This is a genomic window from Comamonas sp. B-9 (genome assembly GCF_000410635.1).
Classification (GTDB): domain Bacteria; phylum Pseudomonadota; class Gammaproteobacteria; order Burkholderiales; family Burkholderiaceae_C; genus Comamonas.
On record NZ_APCR01000150.1, the window covers coordinates 1 to 15,393 of the forward strand.

The window sequence follows — 15,393 nt, forward strand, 5'->3', positions numbered from 1 at the left end:
AAAGGCAGGTTTGCCACCGGCGCGCAGCGCGGCGGCCTCGGCCAGCTCGCGCTGGCGCGCCATGCCGGGCAGGCAACCCAGCAGGCCCTGGGTGTAGGGGTGCTGGGGCGCGGCAAACAGCGCATGCACGCTGGCGGTCTCCACAATGCGGCCGGCATACATCACCGCAATCGCATCGGCATACTGCGCCACCACGCCCAGGTTGTGGGTCACAAACAGAATGCTCATGCCCGTCTCCTTTTGCAGCCGGCCCATCAAGGCCAGGATCTGCGCCTGGATGGTCACATCCAGTGCGGTGGTGGGCTCGTCGGCTATCAGCAGGCTCGGGTCGCAGGCCATGGCCAGCGCAATCATCACCCGCTGGCGCATGCCGCCAGACAGCTGGTGCGGGTACTCATGCACGCGCTGGGCGGCAGCCGGTATCTCGACGAGTTCCAGCATGCGCTGGGCATGGGCCAGGGCTGCGGCCTTGCCCAGGCCCTTGTGCAGGCGCACCGATTCGGCAATCTGCTCGCCCACGGTCAGCACCGGGTTCAGGCTGGTCATCGGCTCCTGGAACACCATCGCCAGCTCATTACCGCGCAGCGCACGCAGCGATTTGACATCGAGCGAGAGCAGATCGACGGTGCGGCCATCGCGCTGCACAAACCGGGCCTGGCCCTGCACCTGGGCCTGAGAGGTCTTGGCATGCAGGCCCATCAGCGACAGGCTGGTGACCGACTTGCCCGAACCCGACTCGCCCACCAGGGCCAGGGTCTGGCCCGGCAGGATCTGAAAGCTCACATCGGAGACGCTCTGGATACGCCCGCCTTCGGTGGCGAACGAGGTCGACAGCGAGCGCACATCCAGGCGAGGCGCGGCCATGTCGGCAGCCGCTGCAGGGGTGGCGGTGTTCATCATGATTTGTTCTTCAGCTTGGGGTCGAGCAGATCGCGCACACCGTCGCCCAGCAGTTGCAGCGACAGCGCCGTCAGCACAATGGCCACGCCCGGGGTCAGAATGGTCCAGAAGGCCTTGTCGGCATACTCCAGGCTGCCGGCAATCATCGTGCCCCAGGTGGGGATATCGGGCGGCACGCCCACGCCCAGAAACGACAGACCCGCCTCGGCCAGGATCGCATAGGCAAAGATAAAGGTGACCTGCACCAGCACCGGCGACAGCAGATTGGGCAGGATGTGGCGCCACAGAATCAAAGGCGTGCGCACGCCCAGCGCCTTGGCGGCATCGACAAACAGCAGCTCGCGCAGCACCAGGGTCGAGGCGCGCACCACGCGGGCCACGCGCGGCGTGTAGACGATGGTCAGCGCCAGAATCACATTCCACAGTGAGGCCCCCAAGATCGACACCAGCGCAATGCCCAGCAGGATGTCGGGGAAGGCCATCATCGCGTCGACCAGGCGCATCAGCGGCGCATCGAGCCGGCGAAAGTAACCGGCCAGCATGCCCAGCAAGGTGCCCAGCACCACGGCGCCCAGCGCGGTGAAAAAGCCGATCATCAGCGAGTAGCGCGCGCCATAGATGATGCGCGCCATCACATCGCGCCCCAGCTCATCATTGCCGGCCCAGTGCGCCCAGGAAGGCGCATGCAGGCGCATGCTGATGTTCATGCCATTGGGGTCGGAGTCGGTCAGCAGCGGGTAGAGCAAGGCGGTGGCTGCAATCAGCAGCAGCACCACGGCGCTCGCCAGCACCACCTTGCGCGCAAACAGCCGGCGCAGGGTTTTGAACCAGGGGGACTGGGCCCAGCCGCCGCGTGCGGGCAGCGGCAATGCGGTTGGGGCGGCGTTCATCATTGGCCCTCCAGACGAATGCGGGGATCGACCACCGTGTAGAGCAGGTCGATCGCGAGGTTGATGAAAACGTAGATGGCGGCAATGACCAGCAAGGTACCCTGGATGACCGGGTAATCGCGCCGCAGCACGGCCCGCACCACCAGGTTGCCCACGCCGGGCAGGTTGAACACGGTCTCGGTCACGACGGTGCCGCCAATCATCAAGGCCAGGGTCAGGCCCAGCACCGTGACCACGGGCACCAGCGCATTGCGCAGCACATGCTTGACGAGCACCACCGACTCGCCCAGGCCCTTGGCCCGGGCCGTGCGCACATAGTCCTCACCCAGAATGTCGAGCACCGAGGCGCGCGTGAAGCGGATGATCAGCGCCGAGTTGAGCACGCCCAGCACCAGGGCGGGCAGCAGCAGATGCTGCAGGCGGTCGCCAAAGCTCGCATCCGGATCGCCATAGCCCGAAGCCGGAAACCAGCCCAGGTGCACGGCAAAGACCTGGATCAGGATCAGGCCAAACCAGAAGCTGGGAATGCTGGCGCCCAGCATCGCAATGGTGCTGAGCACCTGGTCGATCCAGCTGCCGCGCCACACGGCCGCAGCCATGCCGCAGGGCACACCGATCAGGGCGGCAATCGACACGGCGAACAGCGCCAGAAACATCGTGGGCTCGGCGCGCTCCAGCAGCGCATGGGTGACCGGCATCTGCAAGAACAGCGACTGGCCCAGGTTGCCTTGCAGCACCTGGCCAATCCAGAGCACAAACTGGGTGGTCAGGGGCTTGTCCAGCCCGTACTGCACGCGCGCGGCAGCAATATCGGCGGCGGTGGCCTGGTCACCCAGCAGCAGCGCCACCGGATCGCCCGAGGCCAGGCGCGTGAGCAGGAACACCAGCACGGCCACCAGGGCGAGCACCACCACCGCGCCGCCCAGGCGCTTGACTAAAAAATGCAGCATGGCTGAACTCGAGAAACGCTGGGGCTTACTGGCTCAGCGAGGTGTTCCAGAAGAAGGGCCAGGGCATGGGCTGGTAGCCCTGCAGCTTGGACGAGCGCGCCGACAGCGCATTGAACTTGCCCACTTCGACAAAAGGCACCTCGTCATAGACGAGCGCCTGCACCTGGCCCCAGAGCGGGCCGCGCTTGGCCACATCGGGCTCGCCATTGAAGGCGGCAAGCGCGGCCTTCTTGGTCTCGGTCTCCCACCAGCCCGGCGCGCCGCTGCCCATCTGCGGAGGCGACAGCATCGGCTCAGGGAACAGGCCCGAGTGGGTCATATAGACATCCCAGAGCTTGGCATCGTTGCGGCGCTGCACCAGGGTGGCCCAGTCCACCACCTGCAGCTCGGTCTTGAAGCCGGCGCGCTTCAAGTGCTCGGCCATCACCAGCGCCATGTTGTAGTGGAACTCATACTGGCGGCTGGCCATGATGCGGATGGGCTCGGACTTGTAGCCGGCCTTGGCCGCCTGGTCCTTGGCCAGCTGCGGGTTCTTCTGGTTGTAGAGCTTGGCACCGGCATCCGAGTAGTACGGCGTGCCCTTGGCAAAGAAGTTGGGCTCGGCCGCAAAGAAGCGCTTGTCGCCAAAGCCGGCCTGCAGCATCTCGGCCGGGCCCATCGCGGTCTGCACCGCCTGGCGCAGTTCCTTCTTGGCCAGCACGCCTTCCTTGGTGTTGAAGACGATGTAAGGGAAGCCAAAGTTCTGCGTGACGATCGGCACCACATTGGGCGCGGCCTTTTCCAGGCGGCCAACCGATTCGACCTGCAGCAGATCGGCGTACTGGAACTGGCCCGAGAGCACGCCCTCAACCCGCGTCGTCGCATTGGGCACCGGCACAAAGCGCAGCTCATCGAGCAGGGCCTCGCGCTTGCCGGCATAGCCACTGGCGGGCTCGCTGCGCGCGGCGTACTGGTCAAAACGCGCCAGCACGGTGAACTGGTCAGGCTTGCGCTCCTTGAGTTGGTAGGGGCCGGTGCCGATGAAATCCTTGAGCACCGGTGCCACCACCTCCTTGGGCATGATGCCGGCCATGCCGCTGGGCATCGCCAGGTGGGCCAGCAGCGGTGCATACACCGCCTTGAGCTTGATCTCCACCGTCTGCGGGTTCTTGGCGCTCATGCTGGCAATCTCCTGGCCCACGGCCTTGCCGCGCGCCGACACGTCCATCCAGCGCTGCAGCGAGGCGACCACGTCATCGGCCACCATCTCCTTGCCGTTGTGGAACTTGACGCCCTTGCGCAGGCTGATGGTGTAGGTCAGGCCATCGGCGGAGATGACCGGCATGGCCTGGGCCAGCATCGGCTGGATGCGCCACTGCGCATCAAAGGTGAAAAGCGGCTCGTAGACGTGTTGCATGATGGTGCCCACCAGGTCGGTGGAGCTGACCATCGGGTCCAGGCTCTGGGGTTCGCCAATCATGGCCAGGTTGGCCGCCCCGCCCTTGTGGGCCGCCTGGGCCCAGGCGCTGCCCGCTGGCAGGCCTACGCAACCGGCAGCCAACAGGGCTGCGGCAAGCAGTTGGCGACGGGAGGTGCGGACACGCAAGGCAAGGGCGTTCATGGGGCAGGCTTTCATCGAAGGGGTGAAGAAATTTTTTTACACCACAACCGCTAAAAACTGCCTTCAAATCGTCTTATTGACAGATTTATGGGTTGTTGATGTAATATCTTTACATATAGGAGCCCACCCCCATGACAGTAATTACCCTAGGCCAACCCCCTCTCGCATCGGACCGTCTGGCCCGTCCGCTCTCGCCCGCAGTGCGCGCTGGCGACTTTGTTTTTGTCTCCGGCACCGTGCCCACCGATGACCAGGGCCAGGTTGTGCCCGGCGGCATCGAGGCGCAGACGCGCGCCGTGTTCAAGCGCCTGGAAGAGGCCTTGGCGCTGGGCGGCTGCACCCTGGCCGATGTTGCCAAGGTCAATGTCTGGCTCGATGACCCGCGTGATTTCGGCAGCTTCAACCGCGTCTACATGGAGTGCTTTGGTGACCACCGCCCGGCCCGCTCGACCGTGGAATCGCGCCTGATGATCGACGCCAAGGTCGAGATCGACGTGACGGCCTACAAGCCGCTGTAAAACCACTAGCGCACAGGCGCAACGGGCGCGCGCAGCAGGCGCGACAGCTGCCCGCTGCAGGCGCTTCTACAATGGCCCGCGCAGACTTGGTCTGCGCTTTTTTTCGCCTTCTCTCACCGCCATGCCCAAGCCTCCGACCTTTTCCGCCCGCACGCCGTCAGACCCGCGCCCCCGCATGCTCGCCATCGACTGGGGCACCACCTCACTGCGGGGCGTGCGCATCGATGCACAGGGCCAGATCAGCGAGCGGCGCGCCCTGCCCCAAGGCATCCTGCAAGTGGCGCCCGGCGGCTTTGCCGATGCGTTTGCACAGCACTTTGGCGACTGGCTGGCCGAAGGGCCCCAGCTGTGTCTGCTGTCGGGCATGGTGGGCAGCCGCCAGGGCTGGCAGGAAGCGCCTTACTGCCCCTGCCCAGCCGATTTTTCTGCGCTCTGCCAGCAGCTGCTCTGGCTCGATCTTCCCCAGGGCGTGCCCACGGCCATCGTGCCGGGCATGAGCAGCCTGGCGCAGAGCCAGGTCGATGCCGTGCATGGCGTGCCCGATGTGATGCGCGGCGAAGAAATCCAGGTGATTGGCGCGCTGCGGCTGATGGGCAGCCGCGACGGCCTGCTGCTGCTGCCGGGCACGCACAGCAAATGGGTGCAGGCGCAAAACAGCACCATCACCGGCTTCAAGACCTTCATGACCGGCGAGCTGTTTGCACTGCTGGCCCAGCACTCGATCCTCGGCAAGACCTTGGACAGCAGCGCTGCGCTGGACGAGGCCGCCTTCATACAAGGGCTGGAGCGGGCGCAGAGCCCCGACAGCCTGAGCCACCTGCTGTTTGGCACGCGTGCGCTGTCGCTGTTTGGCGCGCTGGACCCGGCCCAGTCGGCCAGCTACCTCTCAGGCCTGCTGATTGGCCAGGAGCTGCGCACCATGCCGACGGCAGCGGGCAGCCGCGTTGCCGTCATCGGCTCCAGCACCCTGGTGCAGCGCTACAGCCTGGCACTGCGCCATGGAGGCTGTGAGCCCATTGCCTTTGGTGACGAAGCCACCTGGGCCGGCCACCAGGCCATTTACGAGCACCTGACCCAAGACTGAACACGCCACCCAACCCCTGCCCTCTTCGTACCGCCCTCCATCCAGAACACCGCCATGAACCTGCTCCAACAATTCCAGGCCCTGCAGGCCAAGCTGCCGCTGATCGCCATCCTGCGCGGCCTCACCCCCAGCGAGGCCGTGCCCGTGGGTGCCGCCTTGCAATCGGCCGGTTTTGGCCTGTGGGAAGTACCGCTGAACTCGCCCGAGCCGCTGGAGAGCATTGCCGCGATGCGCGAGGCCTACCCGCATGTGCTGGTGGGCGCTGGCACGGTGCTGACGCCCCAGCAGGTGCGCGATGTGCATGCCGCCGACGGCCAGCTGATCATCTCGCCCAACTGCAACCCGGCCGTGATCGACGAGGCCGTCAAGCTGGGCCTCATCAGCCTGCCCGGCGTCTTCACCCCCACCGAGGCATTCATGGCGCTCGAGCATGGCGCCCATGGCCTCAAGATCTTCCCCGCCGAGCTGGCCTCGCCCGCCGTCGTCAAGGCCCTGCTGGCCGTGCTGCCCAAGGGCAGCAACATCTACCCCGTGGGCGGCATCGCCCCCGACAACATGGCCCCCTGGCTGCAAGCGGGCGCGGCAGGCTTTGGCATTGGCTCTGCACTATTCAAGCCCGGCAAGACGGCAGCGCAGGTGCGTGTGGATGCACTGGCATTTGCGGAGAACTTTCAGGTGGCAAAAGCGGGCTGACCAGATCAGCGCTACGCCGTAAAAAAAGGCCTGCTCCCCGTCTTGGGAGCAGGCCTTTTGCTTGGGGCCAAAGCCTGGTGTTTATTGCATCTGCTGCAGATTGCCAATGCGCACCAGCATCTCGGTAAACATCTGCATATCGGCTTGCAGATCCGGCACTTCCTTGTACTCCAGCGCGTTGTGCGCGGTGTACTTCTTGCCCGGCATCGCGGGGCCAAAGTTGATGGCATTGGGCATCAGCTTGGCGGTGGTGCTGCCGGCAGTCGGCACGGGCTTGGCATCGAGGCCGGTGGTGTCGCCAAAGATGTTCAGCAGGGTCGAGAGCCAGGCGCCCTTGGGGTCGCGGGCCATCCAGTTGCCTTGGCTGTAGTCGATCTTGACGGGCACCTTGGTCGCAGCGCTCCAGTTGGCAATGCCCTTTTCCACCTCGGCCTTGAGCTGCTCGGGCGATTTGCCGCGCGGCATGCGCGCATTGGCGGTCACTTCCAGCTGGCCATTGCCGGGCTTGATCAGGTTGGGCGAGATGGTCAGCGGGCCCATGAAGTCATCAGCGTAGGCAACATTCAGGCCCTTGCCAAAGTAGTCCATGCCAAACACGCCATTGATGTAGCGCACGGCTTCGCTGTACTGGTTCTGCTGCACCAGGGGCTGGCCCTGGGCGGGCATCAGCGCCGATTGCAGCAGCAAGGCCAGGCGCGGCACGGGGTTCACGCCTTCTTCAGGGCGCGAGCCGTGGGCGGAGGTGCCGGTCACCTTGATGTCGATCTTGTTGGCGCTGCTCACCAGGTCCACACTGAACTTGCCAAACTGCTGGTTGCTGGCCACAAAGCTGTCTTTGGCGGCTTGCAGTTGCTGGGCCACGGCGGCCAGCGCGGCGGCATTGCCGGCCTCGATCGTCGCGGTAGCCGTCTGGGCAATCGCATTGGCCGATGCGGCGCCGGCCATCGCGGTAATGGCCGGTTGCTGCGGGTCGGTCTTCATATCGGCAAAGCTGGCCTTGATGGCGCCCGTGCCTTTTTCTGCGACCACCGCCGGGTACTTGCTGTCGAGCACGATGTTGTAGTCGGGCAGCTTGGTCTTGTCGCGGTAGTACTTCATCGCGTCGCCACCGGTCTCTTCGGTGGTCTCGATCATCAGGCGAATGCCGCGCTGCAATGGCAGCTTGGATTGCTTGACGGCCTTCATCGCATACAGCACCGTGGCGATCGAGCCCTTGTCGTCGATGGTGCCGCGCCCGTAGAGCTTGTCGCCCACACGGGTGACCTTGAAGGGGTCGAGCTGCTGACCATCCACCACCCATTCGGCGGGCACCACCGGCACCACATCCGCATGGGTCAGAATGCCGAACTCTTCTGCGCTCGTGCCCGGCAAGGTCACTTCAAAGATGCGGTTGTCCACATTGCGGTACTGCAGGCCAAAGTCCTGGGCCATCTTTTCCACCATGCGGCCAAAGTCGATGATGGCCGGGCTCTCATGCGGCGGCACCTTGGGGTCGCGCACCGTTGGCAGCGCCACCATCTGGGTGATGCTGCTGAGCACCTGGTGCTCTTGCGTCAGGCGGGTGTAGAGGCCGAGCAGCCGGGCCACATTGGCCAGGTCATCGCCTTGCAGTTGCTGGCCTTGCGTGTAGCGCTGCACGGCAGGCGCCAGGCGCGCATCCTGCTTGGCGGCATTCTGCAGAAACTGCGCAAAGGTCGCAGGCGTCTTTACCGCCTCAGCGGCAATGGCATCGAGCGCCGGCTTTTGCAGCAGCTGGGCCTGGGCGCTTGCAGCGGCCAAAGCAATACCCAGGGCGATGGCGGTGTGGCGGAATACGGTCTTCATGGCAAACCTCGGTCTCTTATTTTGGAAAGACAAAAGAATAGCCGTTTTCCGCACCGCCCAGCGCCAGATAACTTCGCCAGCGCCACACAGAACTTGCCGAACCTGCCCGCTTGGTATCGGATGGAGACAGCGTGTGGGCCCAGCTGCTGTCAAACGCTGTGCGGCGGCTGGATCAGGCGTATTTCTTGGCCCCCGCTACGCAGACCACCGCCACCAGGGTCACGACCAGCATGGACCAGCTGACCTGCTCATGCAGCAGCACAGCAGCCAAAGCCAAACCCATAAAGGGCTGCAGCAGCTGCAACTGGCCGACCGCCGCAATCCCGCCTTGTGCCAGCCCCCGGTACCAAAACACAAAGCCGATCAGCTGACTGAAGACAGCCACATAGACAAAGCTGAGCCAGGTGGCGCTGCTGACATGGGCCAAGCTGGCAGGGGCCAGCCACAGCGCCAAGGGCAGCATCAGTGGCAGCGCCAAAACCAACGCCCAGCTGATGACCTGCCAGCCGCCCAGCTTGCGCGACAGGCGCGCGCCCTCGGCGTAACCCATGCCGCAGACCAGCACGGCGGCCAGCATCAGCAGATCGCCGCTCAGCGATCCCTGCCCGCCGCCCAGGGCCGCATAGCCCGCCACGGCGGCGGCCCCCATCAGCGAGAACACCCAGAACGGCCCCTGGGGCCGCTCACTGCCGCGCAATACCGCAAAAATGGCGGTGGACAGCGGCAGCAAGCCGATAAAGACGATGGAATAGGCCGAAGTCATGCGCTGCAGCGCCAAGGCCGTCAGCAGCGGAAAACCCACCACCACGCCCAAGGCCGCAATCGCGAGCGACGGCACATCGCCCGCGGCAGGCCGGCGCGCACGCTGGGCCAGCAAAAAGACACCCCCCAACAGCGCCGCCACCACGGCGCGGGCACAGGTCAGAAAACTAGGGTTCAAATCTGCCACCGCCACCCGCGTGGCCGGCAGCGAACCGGCAAAAATCGCCACCCCCACCAGGCCATTGAGCCACCCGCCCGTACTTTTCTCCATGCCAGACTCCTTGATCGAGCCCGCAGTACAGCATGCCGCCTGCCCTCTGCACCAGACACAGTGCAGTACAGTTCAAAGAAACTGTCATCAATAAAAGGCCATACAGTTGGCAGCCAAGCGGGCCGCAGATCCTGCAGTTAGCGGCCTTGCGCCTCGGCTGTAGCTTGTCTCAAGGCCCGGTCCAGCACCGCAAACACCCGCTCGTCGGCGCACTGCGACACGTTGAAGCGCACATAGTCGCCCGCCGACTGCGACTGGCTGAACGAGTTGCCAGGCGCCAGCACCACCCCTTCTTGCAGACAAGCCCGCGCCACCGCTGCCGCATCGGCGCCTTGCGGCAGACGGCACCACAAAAACATGCCGGCCTGCGGCACCAAGGCGGGCTCTACCCGCAGCTTGCGCAGCCGCTGGGCCACTTTGTCCATGTTCTTGGCCAGGCGCTGGCGCACCAGATCCATATGCTTGCGGTAGCCGCTGTCGGTCAGGGTTTTCAGGATGATGTCCTGCGCCAGCCGCCCGGCACCAAAGGTGGTGGCCAGCTTCAGGTCCACCAGGCCCTCGATCCAGTCGGGGCGGGCCGCCAGGTAGCCGCAGCGCACGGAGGCAGAGACGGTCTTGGAGAAGCTGCCGATCTGGATCACGCGCGCCAGCCCGTCAAATGCGGCCAGCCGGGGCGCATGCTGGTTTTCAAAGTCGGCAAAGATATCGTCTTCCACAATCACCAGGTCCGAGCCCTCCACCAGCTTGAGCAGCCGGTGCGCCACCAGCGGCGACAGCGCGGCGCCCGTGGGGTTGTGGATGCCGGCATTGGTGATGTAGAGCCGGGGCTGGTGCGCTTGGAGGGCCTTCTCAAACTGCTGCACATCGGGGCCCTGCGGCGTGTAGGGCACGCCCACTGCCTGTACCTGGTGCGCCTTGAGCAGCGCATGGAAGTTGAAGTAGCAGGGGTCATCGACCAGCACCGTGTCGCCGGGCTTGAGCAAGAAGCGGCACACCAGGTCGATGGCCTGGGTGCCCGACTCGGTCAGCATCAGCTGCTCGGGCGATACCTCAATGCCCGTAGCCGCCATGCGCCTGGCCAGCAGCTGGCGCAGCCCCGGGCTGCCTAGCGGCGTGGCATATTCGGTCAGCTCCGCCAGCGGCCCGCGCGCCTGCGCACGCAGCGCCCGCCGCACGCCCTCTTCAAACATCCACTCCGGCGGCAGCCAGCCACAGCCCGGGCGCAGCGTGGCATGGTCGCTCTCCAGCGACTGGCGCGACACCCAGAGCGGATCGACGACCCGGTCCAGCTTGGGCCCCAGCTTCAGCAGCGCCAGCGGTGCCACCGGCCCGTTGACATAAAAGCCCGCCCCCGGCCGCGCCACCACCAGGCCCTCGGCCGCCAGCCTTTCATAGGCCTCCACCACCGTCGACACCGACATGCCCAGCAACCCCGCCTGCTGCCGCACCGATGGCAGCCGCGTGCCCGGCAAATAGCTGCGCGCTGCCATGCCGGCACGCACATGGGCCATGACCTGTTGGATAAGGGTTCCGTTGCGCGCCATGGTCCGCTCCACTGTTCTGGCAAAAATCAATAACGGTTGAGCTTAATTGTTATTGGATGCGGATGCTATCTCTGCCCTATTGGGCAAACCCACCAACGCCGGATGCCCCGGCAGCACCTCCAGCAAATAGTCCACAAAGCTGCGCACCTTGGCCGGCACATACTGCCGGTCGCGGAAGCAGGCAAAAAAGTCCAAGGTCACATCTTCCAGCTGCAGCGGGCCCGGTGCTGCTTTACGACCCTTGCGCGCGGGCTGCAGCACCAAGGGCAGCAGCCGCCCTTCCTGCACATGGCGCTGCGTGATAAAGCTGCCAGCCCAGACAATGCCGCCACCGGCAACGGCCAGCTCCACCAGCGCATCGATATCGGTGCCAATGGCGGCAATGCGCAGGCCAGGGTCGACCCGGCGGCCATCGCGCACAAAGGGCCAGCGCATAAAGCGCCCGTCCCGCTCGCGGCGGTACAGCAAGCAGGCATGCTGCAGCAGGTCGTCAGCCACCTGCGGGCGGCCATGTTTTTCCAGATACGCGGGTGAGGCATAGAGAAGGCGCGGCATGGCCGCCAGGGGCCGCACCGACATGCCGGGCTCCAGCACATCGCGGTAGCGGATGCTGACGTCCACATCCTCCTTGAGCACATCGACATCGCGGTCAGTCACCAGCAATTCCAGCTCCAGCTGCGGGTGGCGCGCCTGGAAGGCCGGCAGCAAGGGCGCCAGCACATGTCGGCCAAAGGCAGCCATACAGGCCACCCGCAGCCGCCCTTGCACAACCCCATGTACCAGCGACACATCGGCCTGCGCCCGCGCCAGTTCATCGAGCACCGGTGCCACCCGGGCCAGGTAGCGCTCACCCGCTTCGGTCAACGCCATCGAGCGCGTGGTGCGCGTGATCAGCCGTGTGCCCAGCTCGCGTTCCAGCCGCGCAATGTTCTGGCTAGCCGCCGCCGGAGAGATACCCAGCTGGCGTGCAGCCGAGGCGATGGAGCCCCCTTCCAGGGCTTTGACAAAGATGTCGATGGCGCGCAGATTCGTCATAAATGCGAATGTATACGCAAACCCATTCGTAAATCCAGATTACGAGTTCTGCAAGCCTGCGCCCACTACCGGATGGGCTGCTGCCTGCGTACAGTCTCCCATAAGGTGCTGGGCCACCGTGCCCGGCCGTTATGGATTTGGAGCCAGCGATGCAGAATGTGATTGAAGCAGTGACGCCCCAGGGCGATGTGGTTTTTCGGGCAGCGGATGGGAGCTATATCGTCGCCCAGCAGATCGATGCCAAGCCCTTGAAGCAGGCGCAGATCCTGGAGGGCGCGCTGGAGACGATTGGCATCGAGACTGCGACGGATGTGAATACGGGACAGAGCTACGAGTTCTTTATCGCCGGCTATGGGCTGTCGCGCGAAGGGGCCTTTGGGGCGCCGGAGTGAGCTGCGCATTCCATGCCTCCCTGGGAACGTACCACGCTGCCCTTTCCTCAGGCGTGTTGAAACCTCATTCCACCATTTCCATCCTTGACACCCAATGACCGATTGAAGGATGGAAAGGGTGGATTGATGCCCGTTGCGGTCTTAGGTTGAAGATGCCGTGGAGCTCGTCATTCGCCTACTGCTGCAGGCGGTTTCCAGCGCCATCTTGAAACCTATCATTCATCGTCTGCCGGTGCCAACTGCTCCCGCAAAGTAGCCAAGATCTCCTCCGACAGCCCCGGATTGCCCGCCGCCGTGGCGCGGGCCAGCACCAGGGCGCCGACCATGCTGCTGAGCGCCACGATGGTCTGGCTGCGCCTGTCCGCACGGTCATCGGGTAACACGGCCATAAAGCGCTGGATATTGCGCTCCACCCCCAGCGCAAATACCTCGGACATTTCCGGCCCGGCGCGGGCTGCATCGGTGGCCAAGGCGGCTGCGGGGCAGCCGTCGCCGGGGTGGTCGCGGTGGTTCGCAGACAGGTAGCCATGCACCAAGGCACGCAGCCGGGCAGCGGGGTCGTCATGGGCACCAGCACTGTCCAGGCCCTCCAGCGGCGTGATGGTCCAGTCAAAGGCGCGCAGGCAGGCCTCTCTGGCCAGGGCATCCTTGGACGCGAAGTGCCGGTAGAGCCCGCCATGCGTCAGGCCCGCGTCGCGCGTGATCTCGGCCACGCCCACGCCCTCCAGGCCTTTTTCTCGGTAGAGGCGTGCAGCGGCATCGACGATGTCTTCGCGGTGTTCGGCCGCTTGTGCTTTGCTGACTTTCATGCGTTAGATGATACCCATCATCAAAACTCATTTATGATGACGACCATCATCAATAAGGCTGGGCGCCCGTTTTTCCGCGATGGCGTCCAACCGCGAAAGCTGCCATATGGATCGTCGCGTCGTCATCACCGGGCTGGGCCTGGTGTCACCCCTGGGTTGCAATGTGGAGCTGGCCTGGCAGCGCTTGCTGGCGGGCCAATCGGGCGTGCGCGCACTGGCCGCCGAGGTCGGTGAAGACACCGGCGTCACGGTCGCTGGCCGCGTACCCAGTTTGGAAGAAGACCCGCAAGCCGGCTGGAGCGCCGAGGCCCTCATTGCCGCCAAGGAGCTGCGCCGCATGGACCGCTTTATCGCCTTTGCGCTGGGCGCCGCAGACCAGGCGCTGGCGCATGCGCAGTGGGGCCAAGCCAGCGCCGAGCAGCAAGAGCGCGCAGCCACCATCATCGGCTCCGGCGTGGGGGGCTTTAGCACCATTACCGACGCGGTACGCACCACCGATGGCAAGGGGCCGCAGCGCCTCTCGCCCTTCACCGTGCCGGCCTTTCTGGCCAATCTGGCCGCCGGCCAGGTCTCCATCCGCCACCAGCTCAAGGGCCCGCTGGGCGCGCCGGTCACGGCCTGCGCCGCCAGCATCCAGGCGATTGGCGATGCAGCACGCTTGATCCGCAACAATGAGGCCGACATGGCGCTGTGCGGCGGCAGCGAGGCCACGATTGACCGTGTGGCGCTGGGCAGCTTTGCAGCAGCCAAGGCCGTCGCCACCGGCGGCGAGGACCATCCAGGCCAGGTGTCCCGGCCTTTTGACATGGCGCGCGAAGGCTTTGTGATGGCCGAAGGCGCAGGCCTTCTGGTGCTGGAAGCATTGGACCATGCGCTGGCGCGCGGTGCTACGCCGCTGGCCGAAGTCATCGGTTATGGCACCTCGGCCGATGCCTACCATGTCACCTCCGGCCCCGAGGACGGATCGGGCGCCGCCCGCTCCATGCGCGCCGCCTTGCGCCAGGCGCAGCTGCAGCCCGGCGATATCCAGCACCTCAATGCCCATGCTACCTCCACCCTGGTGGGCGATCGCGGCGAACTCGCCGCCATCCGCCAGGTGTTTGGTGCCGGCACGGGCCCGTCCATCACCGCCACCAAGTCGGCCCTGGGCCACATGCTGGGCGCTGCTGGCGGGGCTGCTGCCATCTTTACCGTATTGGCCCTGCGCGACCAGATCGCGCCGCCCGTGATCAATCTGGACAACCCCGACCCCCTGGCCGAAGGGCTGGATCTGGTTCGCGGCAATGCGCGGGCGCATGCAATCGAACATGCCATGCTCAATGGGTTTGGCTTTGGTGGGGTGAATGCTTCGTTGGTGTTGAAGCGGTTTGAGCGCTCATAAGCGCTTCAGCCATGCCAAGGAGAGTCAGACAACTCGGCATTCGCCATCACATTTTTCACACAGGCAACGCGCGACCCGCAAGCCTGTAACGGCACCACGCATGATGCTTTGTTCTTTTGCTGTTAGCCTTCCATGGCCAGCAGGATCCCTGCCAGCCCCACCTCGGCCATCGCGCCCCTTCTAAAAAGTGAACCCCCTATGACCAGCCCGCTGTACACCGCCTCCATTCCCGTCATGCAGCAGATGTTGCGTGCCCTGTCCGATGTGCTCAAGAAGGCCGAAGACCACGCGGCGCAACGCAATATCGACCCCAATGCGCTGCTGCAGGCGCGGCTGTTTCCCGACATGTTTCCGCTCGTCCGTCAGGTGCAGATCGCCTCGGACTTCTCCAAGGGCATTGCTTCGCGCCTGGCGGGTGCTGAAGTGCCCTCCTGGCCCGACACGGAGACCAGCTTCGCCGACCTGCAAGCCTTGATCGCCAAGGCGCTGGCGCATCTCGCATCCTTCCCTGCCGCGCAATTTGATCTCAGCGAAAGCCGCGACATCGTATTGCGCCCCGGCACGCCCAAGGAAAAGAAGCTGACCGCCAGCGCCTACCTTCTGCACTATGGTCTGCCGCAGTTTTTCTTCCATGTGACCACCGCCTATGCCATCCTGCGCCACAACGGTGTGGAGGTGGGCAAGCGCGACTATATGGGTGCGTATTAACCTGCGCGGCGCCGCTCGGTTACGGTTGCTCG

15 protein-coding genes are annotated in these 15,393 nt (G+C 65.0%); 6 read left to right on the forward strand and 9 right to left on the reverse strand.

Features of this window, described 5'->3' with window-relative positions; translation table 11 throughout:
• The 4 genes from H928_RS0101205 to H928_RS0101220 all read right to left on the reverse strand — a co-directional run.
• Positions 1 to 897: ABC transporter ATP-binding protein (locus H928_RS0101205; protein ID WP_021024847.1), on the reverse strand; the 897-nt coding region annotated here is incomplete at its 3' end.
• Positions 897 to 1,790 carry an ABC transporter permease gene (locus H928_RS0101210; RefSeq protein ID WP_021024848.1) on the reverse strand — a complete coding sequence of 298 codons (894 nt, stop codon included), beginning with the start codon at positions 1,788 to 1,790 and terminating at the stop codon, positions 897 to 899. The genes H928_RS0101210 and H928_RS0101205, both read right to left, overlap by 1 nt.
• Positions 1,790 to 2,740 carry an ABC transporter permease gene (locus H928_RS0101215; RefSeq protein WP_021024849.1) on the reverse strand — a complete coding sequence of 317 codons (951 nt, stop codon included), beginning with the start codon at positions 2,738 to 2,740 and terminating at the stop codon, positions 1,790 to 1,792. Before H928_RS0101215 ends, H928_RS0101210 begins: the two co-directional genes overlap by 1 nt.
• 25 nt (positions 2,741 to 2,765) lie before the next feature.
• On the reverse strand, positions 2,766 to 4,340 hold the full coding sequence (locus H928_RS0101220; RefSeq protein ID WP_021024850.1) for an ABC transporter substrate-binding protein: 1,575 nt from the start codon (positions 4,338 to 4,340) through the stop codon (positions 2,766 to 2,768).
• A 131-nt stretch (positions 4,341 to 4,471) separates the two neighbouring features.
• On the opposite strand from H928_RS0101220, the gene H928_RS0101225 reads away from it, so the two are divergent.
• From H928_RS0101225 to H928_RS0101235, 3 genes are all read left to right on the forward strand, one after another.
• The gene (locus tag H928_RS0101225) at positions 4,472 to 4,858 is read left to right on the forward strand and encodes a RidA family protein (protein WP_021024851.1); all 387 of its coding nucleotides are present in this window, start codon (positions 4,472 to 4,474) and stop codon (positions 4,856 to 4,858) included.
• A 121-nt stretch (positions 4,859 to 4,979) separates the two neighbouring features.
• Positions 4,980 to 5,942 carry a 2-dehydro-3-deoxygalactonokinase gene (locus tag H928_RS0101230; protein ID WP_052329657.1) on the forward strand — a complete coding sequence of 321 codons (963 nt, stop codon included), beginning with the start codon at positions 4,980 to 4,982 and terminating at the stop codon, positions 5,940 to 5,942.
• Positions 5,943 to 5,996: 54 nt separating this feature from the next.
• A complete protein-coding gene (locus H928_RS0101235; RefSeq protein WP_021024853.1) occupies positions 5,997 to 6,635 on the forward strand; it encodes a 2-dehydro-3-deoxy-6-phosphogalactonate aldolase in 639 nt (212 codons plus the stop codon).
• Between the two features lie 81 nt (positions 6,636 to 6,716).
• On the opposite strand, the gene H928_RS0101240 is transcribed toward H928_RS0101235, so the two are convergent.
• From H928_RS0101240 to H928_RS0101255, 4 genes are all read right to left on the reverse strand, one after another.
• On the reverse strand, positions 6,717 to 8,459 hold the full coding sequence (locus H928_RS0101240) for a dipeptidase (RefSeq protein WP_021024854.1): 1,743 nt from the start codon (positions 8,457 to 8,459) through the stop codon (positions 6,717 to 6,719).
• 172 nt (positions 8,460 to 8,631) lie between these two features.
• On the reverse strand, positions 8,632 to 9,492 hold the full coding sequence (locus H928_RS0101245; protein WP_021024855.1) for a DMT family transporter: 861 nt from the start codon (positions 9,490 to 9,492) through the stop codon (positions 8,632 to 8,634).
• Between the two features lie 137 nt (positions 9,493 to 9,629).
• Complete coding sequence (locus H928_RS0101250; protein ID WP_021024856.1) at positions 9,630 to 11,036, reverse strand: PLP-dependent aminotransferase family protein; 1,407 nt, start codon at positions 11,034 to 11,036, stop codon at positions 9,630 to 9,632.
• Positions 11,037 to 11,078: 42 nt separating this feature from the next.
• Positions 11,079 to 12,071, reverse strand: coding sequence for a LysR family transcriptional regulator (locus tag H928_RS0101255; protein ID WP_021024857.1), 993 nt, complete (start codon positions 12,069 to 12,071; stop codon positions 11,079 to 11,081).
• A 149-nt stretch (positions 12,072 to 12,220) separates the two neighbouring features.
• Here H928_RS0101255 and H928_RS0101260 point away from each other — a divergent pair, with 149 nt between their 5' ends.
• A complete protein-coding gene (locus H928_RS0101260; RefSeq protein ID WP_043338187.1) occupies positions 12,221 to 12,463 on the forward strand; it encodes a hypothetical protein in 243 nt (80 codons plus the stop codon).
• 215 nt (positions 12,464 to 12,678) lie between these two features.
• Here H928_RS0101260 and H928_RS0101265 read toward each other — a convergent pair whose 3' ends face one another.
• Entirely contained in the window at positions 12,679 to 13,272 is a 594-nt protein-coding gene (locus tag H928_RS0101265; protein ID WP_021024859.1) for a TetR/AcrR family transcriptional regulator, read from the reverse strand.
• 106 nt (positions 13,273 to 13,378) lie between these two features.
• Here H928_RS0101265 and H928_RS0101270 point away from each other — a divergent pair, with 106 nt between their 5' ends.
• Both H928_RS0101270 and H928_RS0101275 read left to right on the forward strand, forming a co-directional pair.
• Complete coding sequence (locus H928_RS0101270) at positions 13,379 to 14,653, forward strand: beta-ketoacyl-[acyl-carrier-protein] synthase II (RefSeq protein WP_027010401.1); 1,275 nt, start codon at positions 13,379 to 13,381, stop codon at positions 14,651 to 14,653.
• A gap of 198 nt (positions 14,654 to 14,851) precedes the next feature.
• On the forward strand, positions 14,852 to 15,361 hold the full coding sequence (locus H928_RS0101275; RefSeq protein WP_021024861.1) for a DUF1993 family protein: 510 nt from the start codon (positions 14,852 to 14,854) through the stop codon (positions 15,359 to 15,361).
• Positions 15,362 to 15,393 lie beyond the last annotated feature (32 nt).

Bases quoted from the DNA above. Each gene is read 5' to 3' on its own strand.
- H928_RS0101210 (WP_021024848.1), bottom strand. From the start codon at position 1,790: ATGAACGCCGCCCCAACCGCATTGCCGCTGCCCGCACGCGGCGGCTGG.
- H928_RS0101215 (WP_021024849.1), bottom strand. From the start codon at position 2,740: ATGCTGCATTTTTTAGTCAAGCGCCTGGGCGGCGCGGTGGTGGTGCTC.
- H928_RS0101220 (WP_021024850.1), bottom strand. From the start codon at position 4,340: ATGAACGCCCTTGCCTTGCGTGTCCGCACCTCCCGTCGCCAACTGCTT.
- H928_RS0101225 (WP_021024851.1), top strand. From the start codon at position 4,472: ATGACAGTAATTACCCTAGGCCAACCCCCTCTCGCATCGGACCGTCTG.
- H928_RS0101230 (WP_052329657.1), top strand. From the start codon at position 4,980: ATGCCCAAGCCTCCGACCTTTTCCGCCCGCACGCCGTCAGACCCGCGC.
- H928_RS0101235 (WP_021024853.1), top strand. From the start codon at position 5,997: ATGAACCTGCTCCAACAATTCCAGGCCCTGCAGGCCAAGCTGCCGCTG.
- H928_RS0101240 (WP_021024854.1), bottom strand. From the start codon at position 8,459: ATGAAGACCGTATTCCGCCACACCGCCATCGCCCTGGGTATTGCTTTG.
- H928_RS0101245 (WP_021024855.1), bottom strand. From the start codon at position 9,492: ATGGAGAAAAGTACGGGCGGGTGGCTCAATGGCCTGGTGGGGGTGGCG.
- H928_RS0101250 (WP_021024856.1), bottom strand. From the start codon at position 11,036: ATGGCGCGCAACGGAACCCTTATCCAACAGGTCATGGCCCATGTGCGT.
- H928_RS0101255 (WP_021024857.1), bottom strand. From the start codon at position 12,071: ATGACGAATCTGCGCGCCATCGACATCTTTGTCAAAGCCCTGGAAGGG.
- H928_RS0101260 (WP_043338187.1), top strand. From the start codon at position 12,221: ATGCAGAATGTGATTGAAGCAGTGACGCCCCAGGGCGATGTGGTTTTT.
- H928_RS0101265 (WP_021024859.1), bottom strand. From the start codon at position 13,272: ATGAAAGTCAGCAAAGCACAAGCGGCCGAACACCGCGAAGACATCGTC.
- H928_RS0101270 (WP_027010401.1), top strand. From the start codon at position 13,379: ATGGATCGTCGCGTCGTCATCACCGGGCTGGGCCTGGTGTCACCCCTG.
- H928_RS0101275 (WP_021024861.1), top strand. From the start codon at position 14,852: ATGACCAGCCCGCTGTACACCGCCTCCATTCCCGTCATGCAGCAGATG.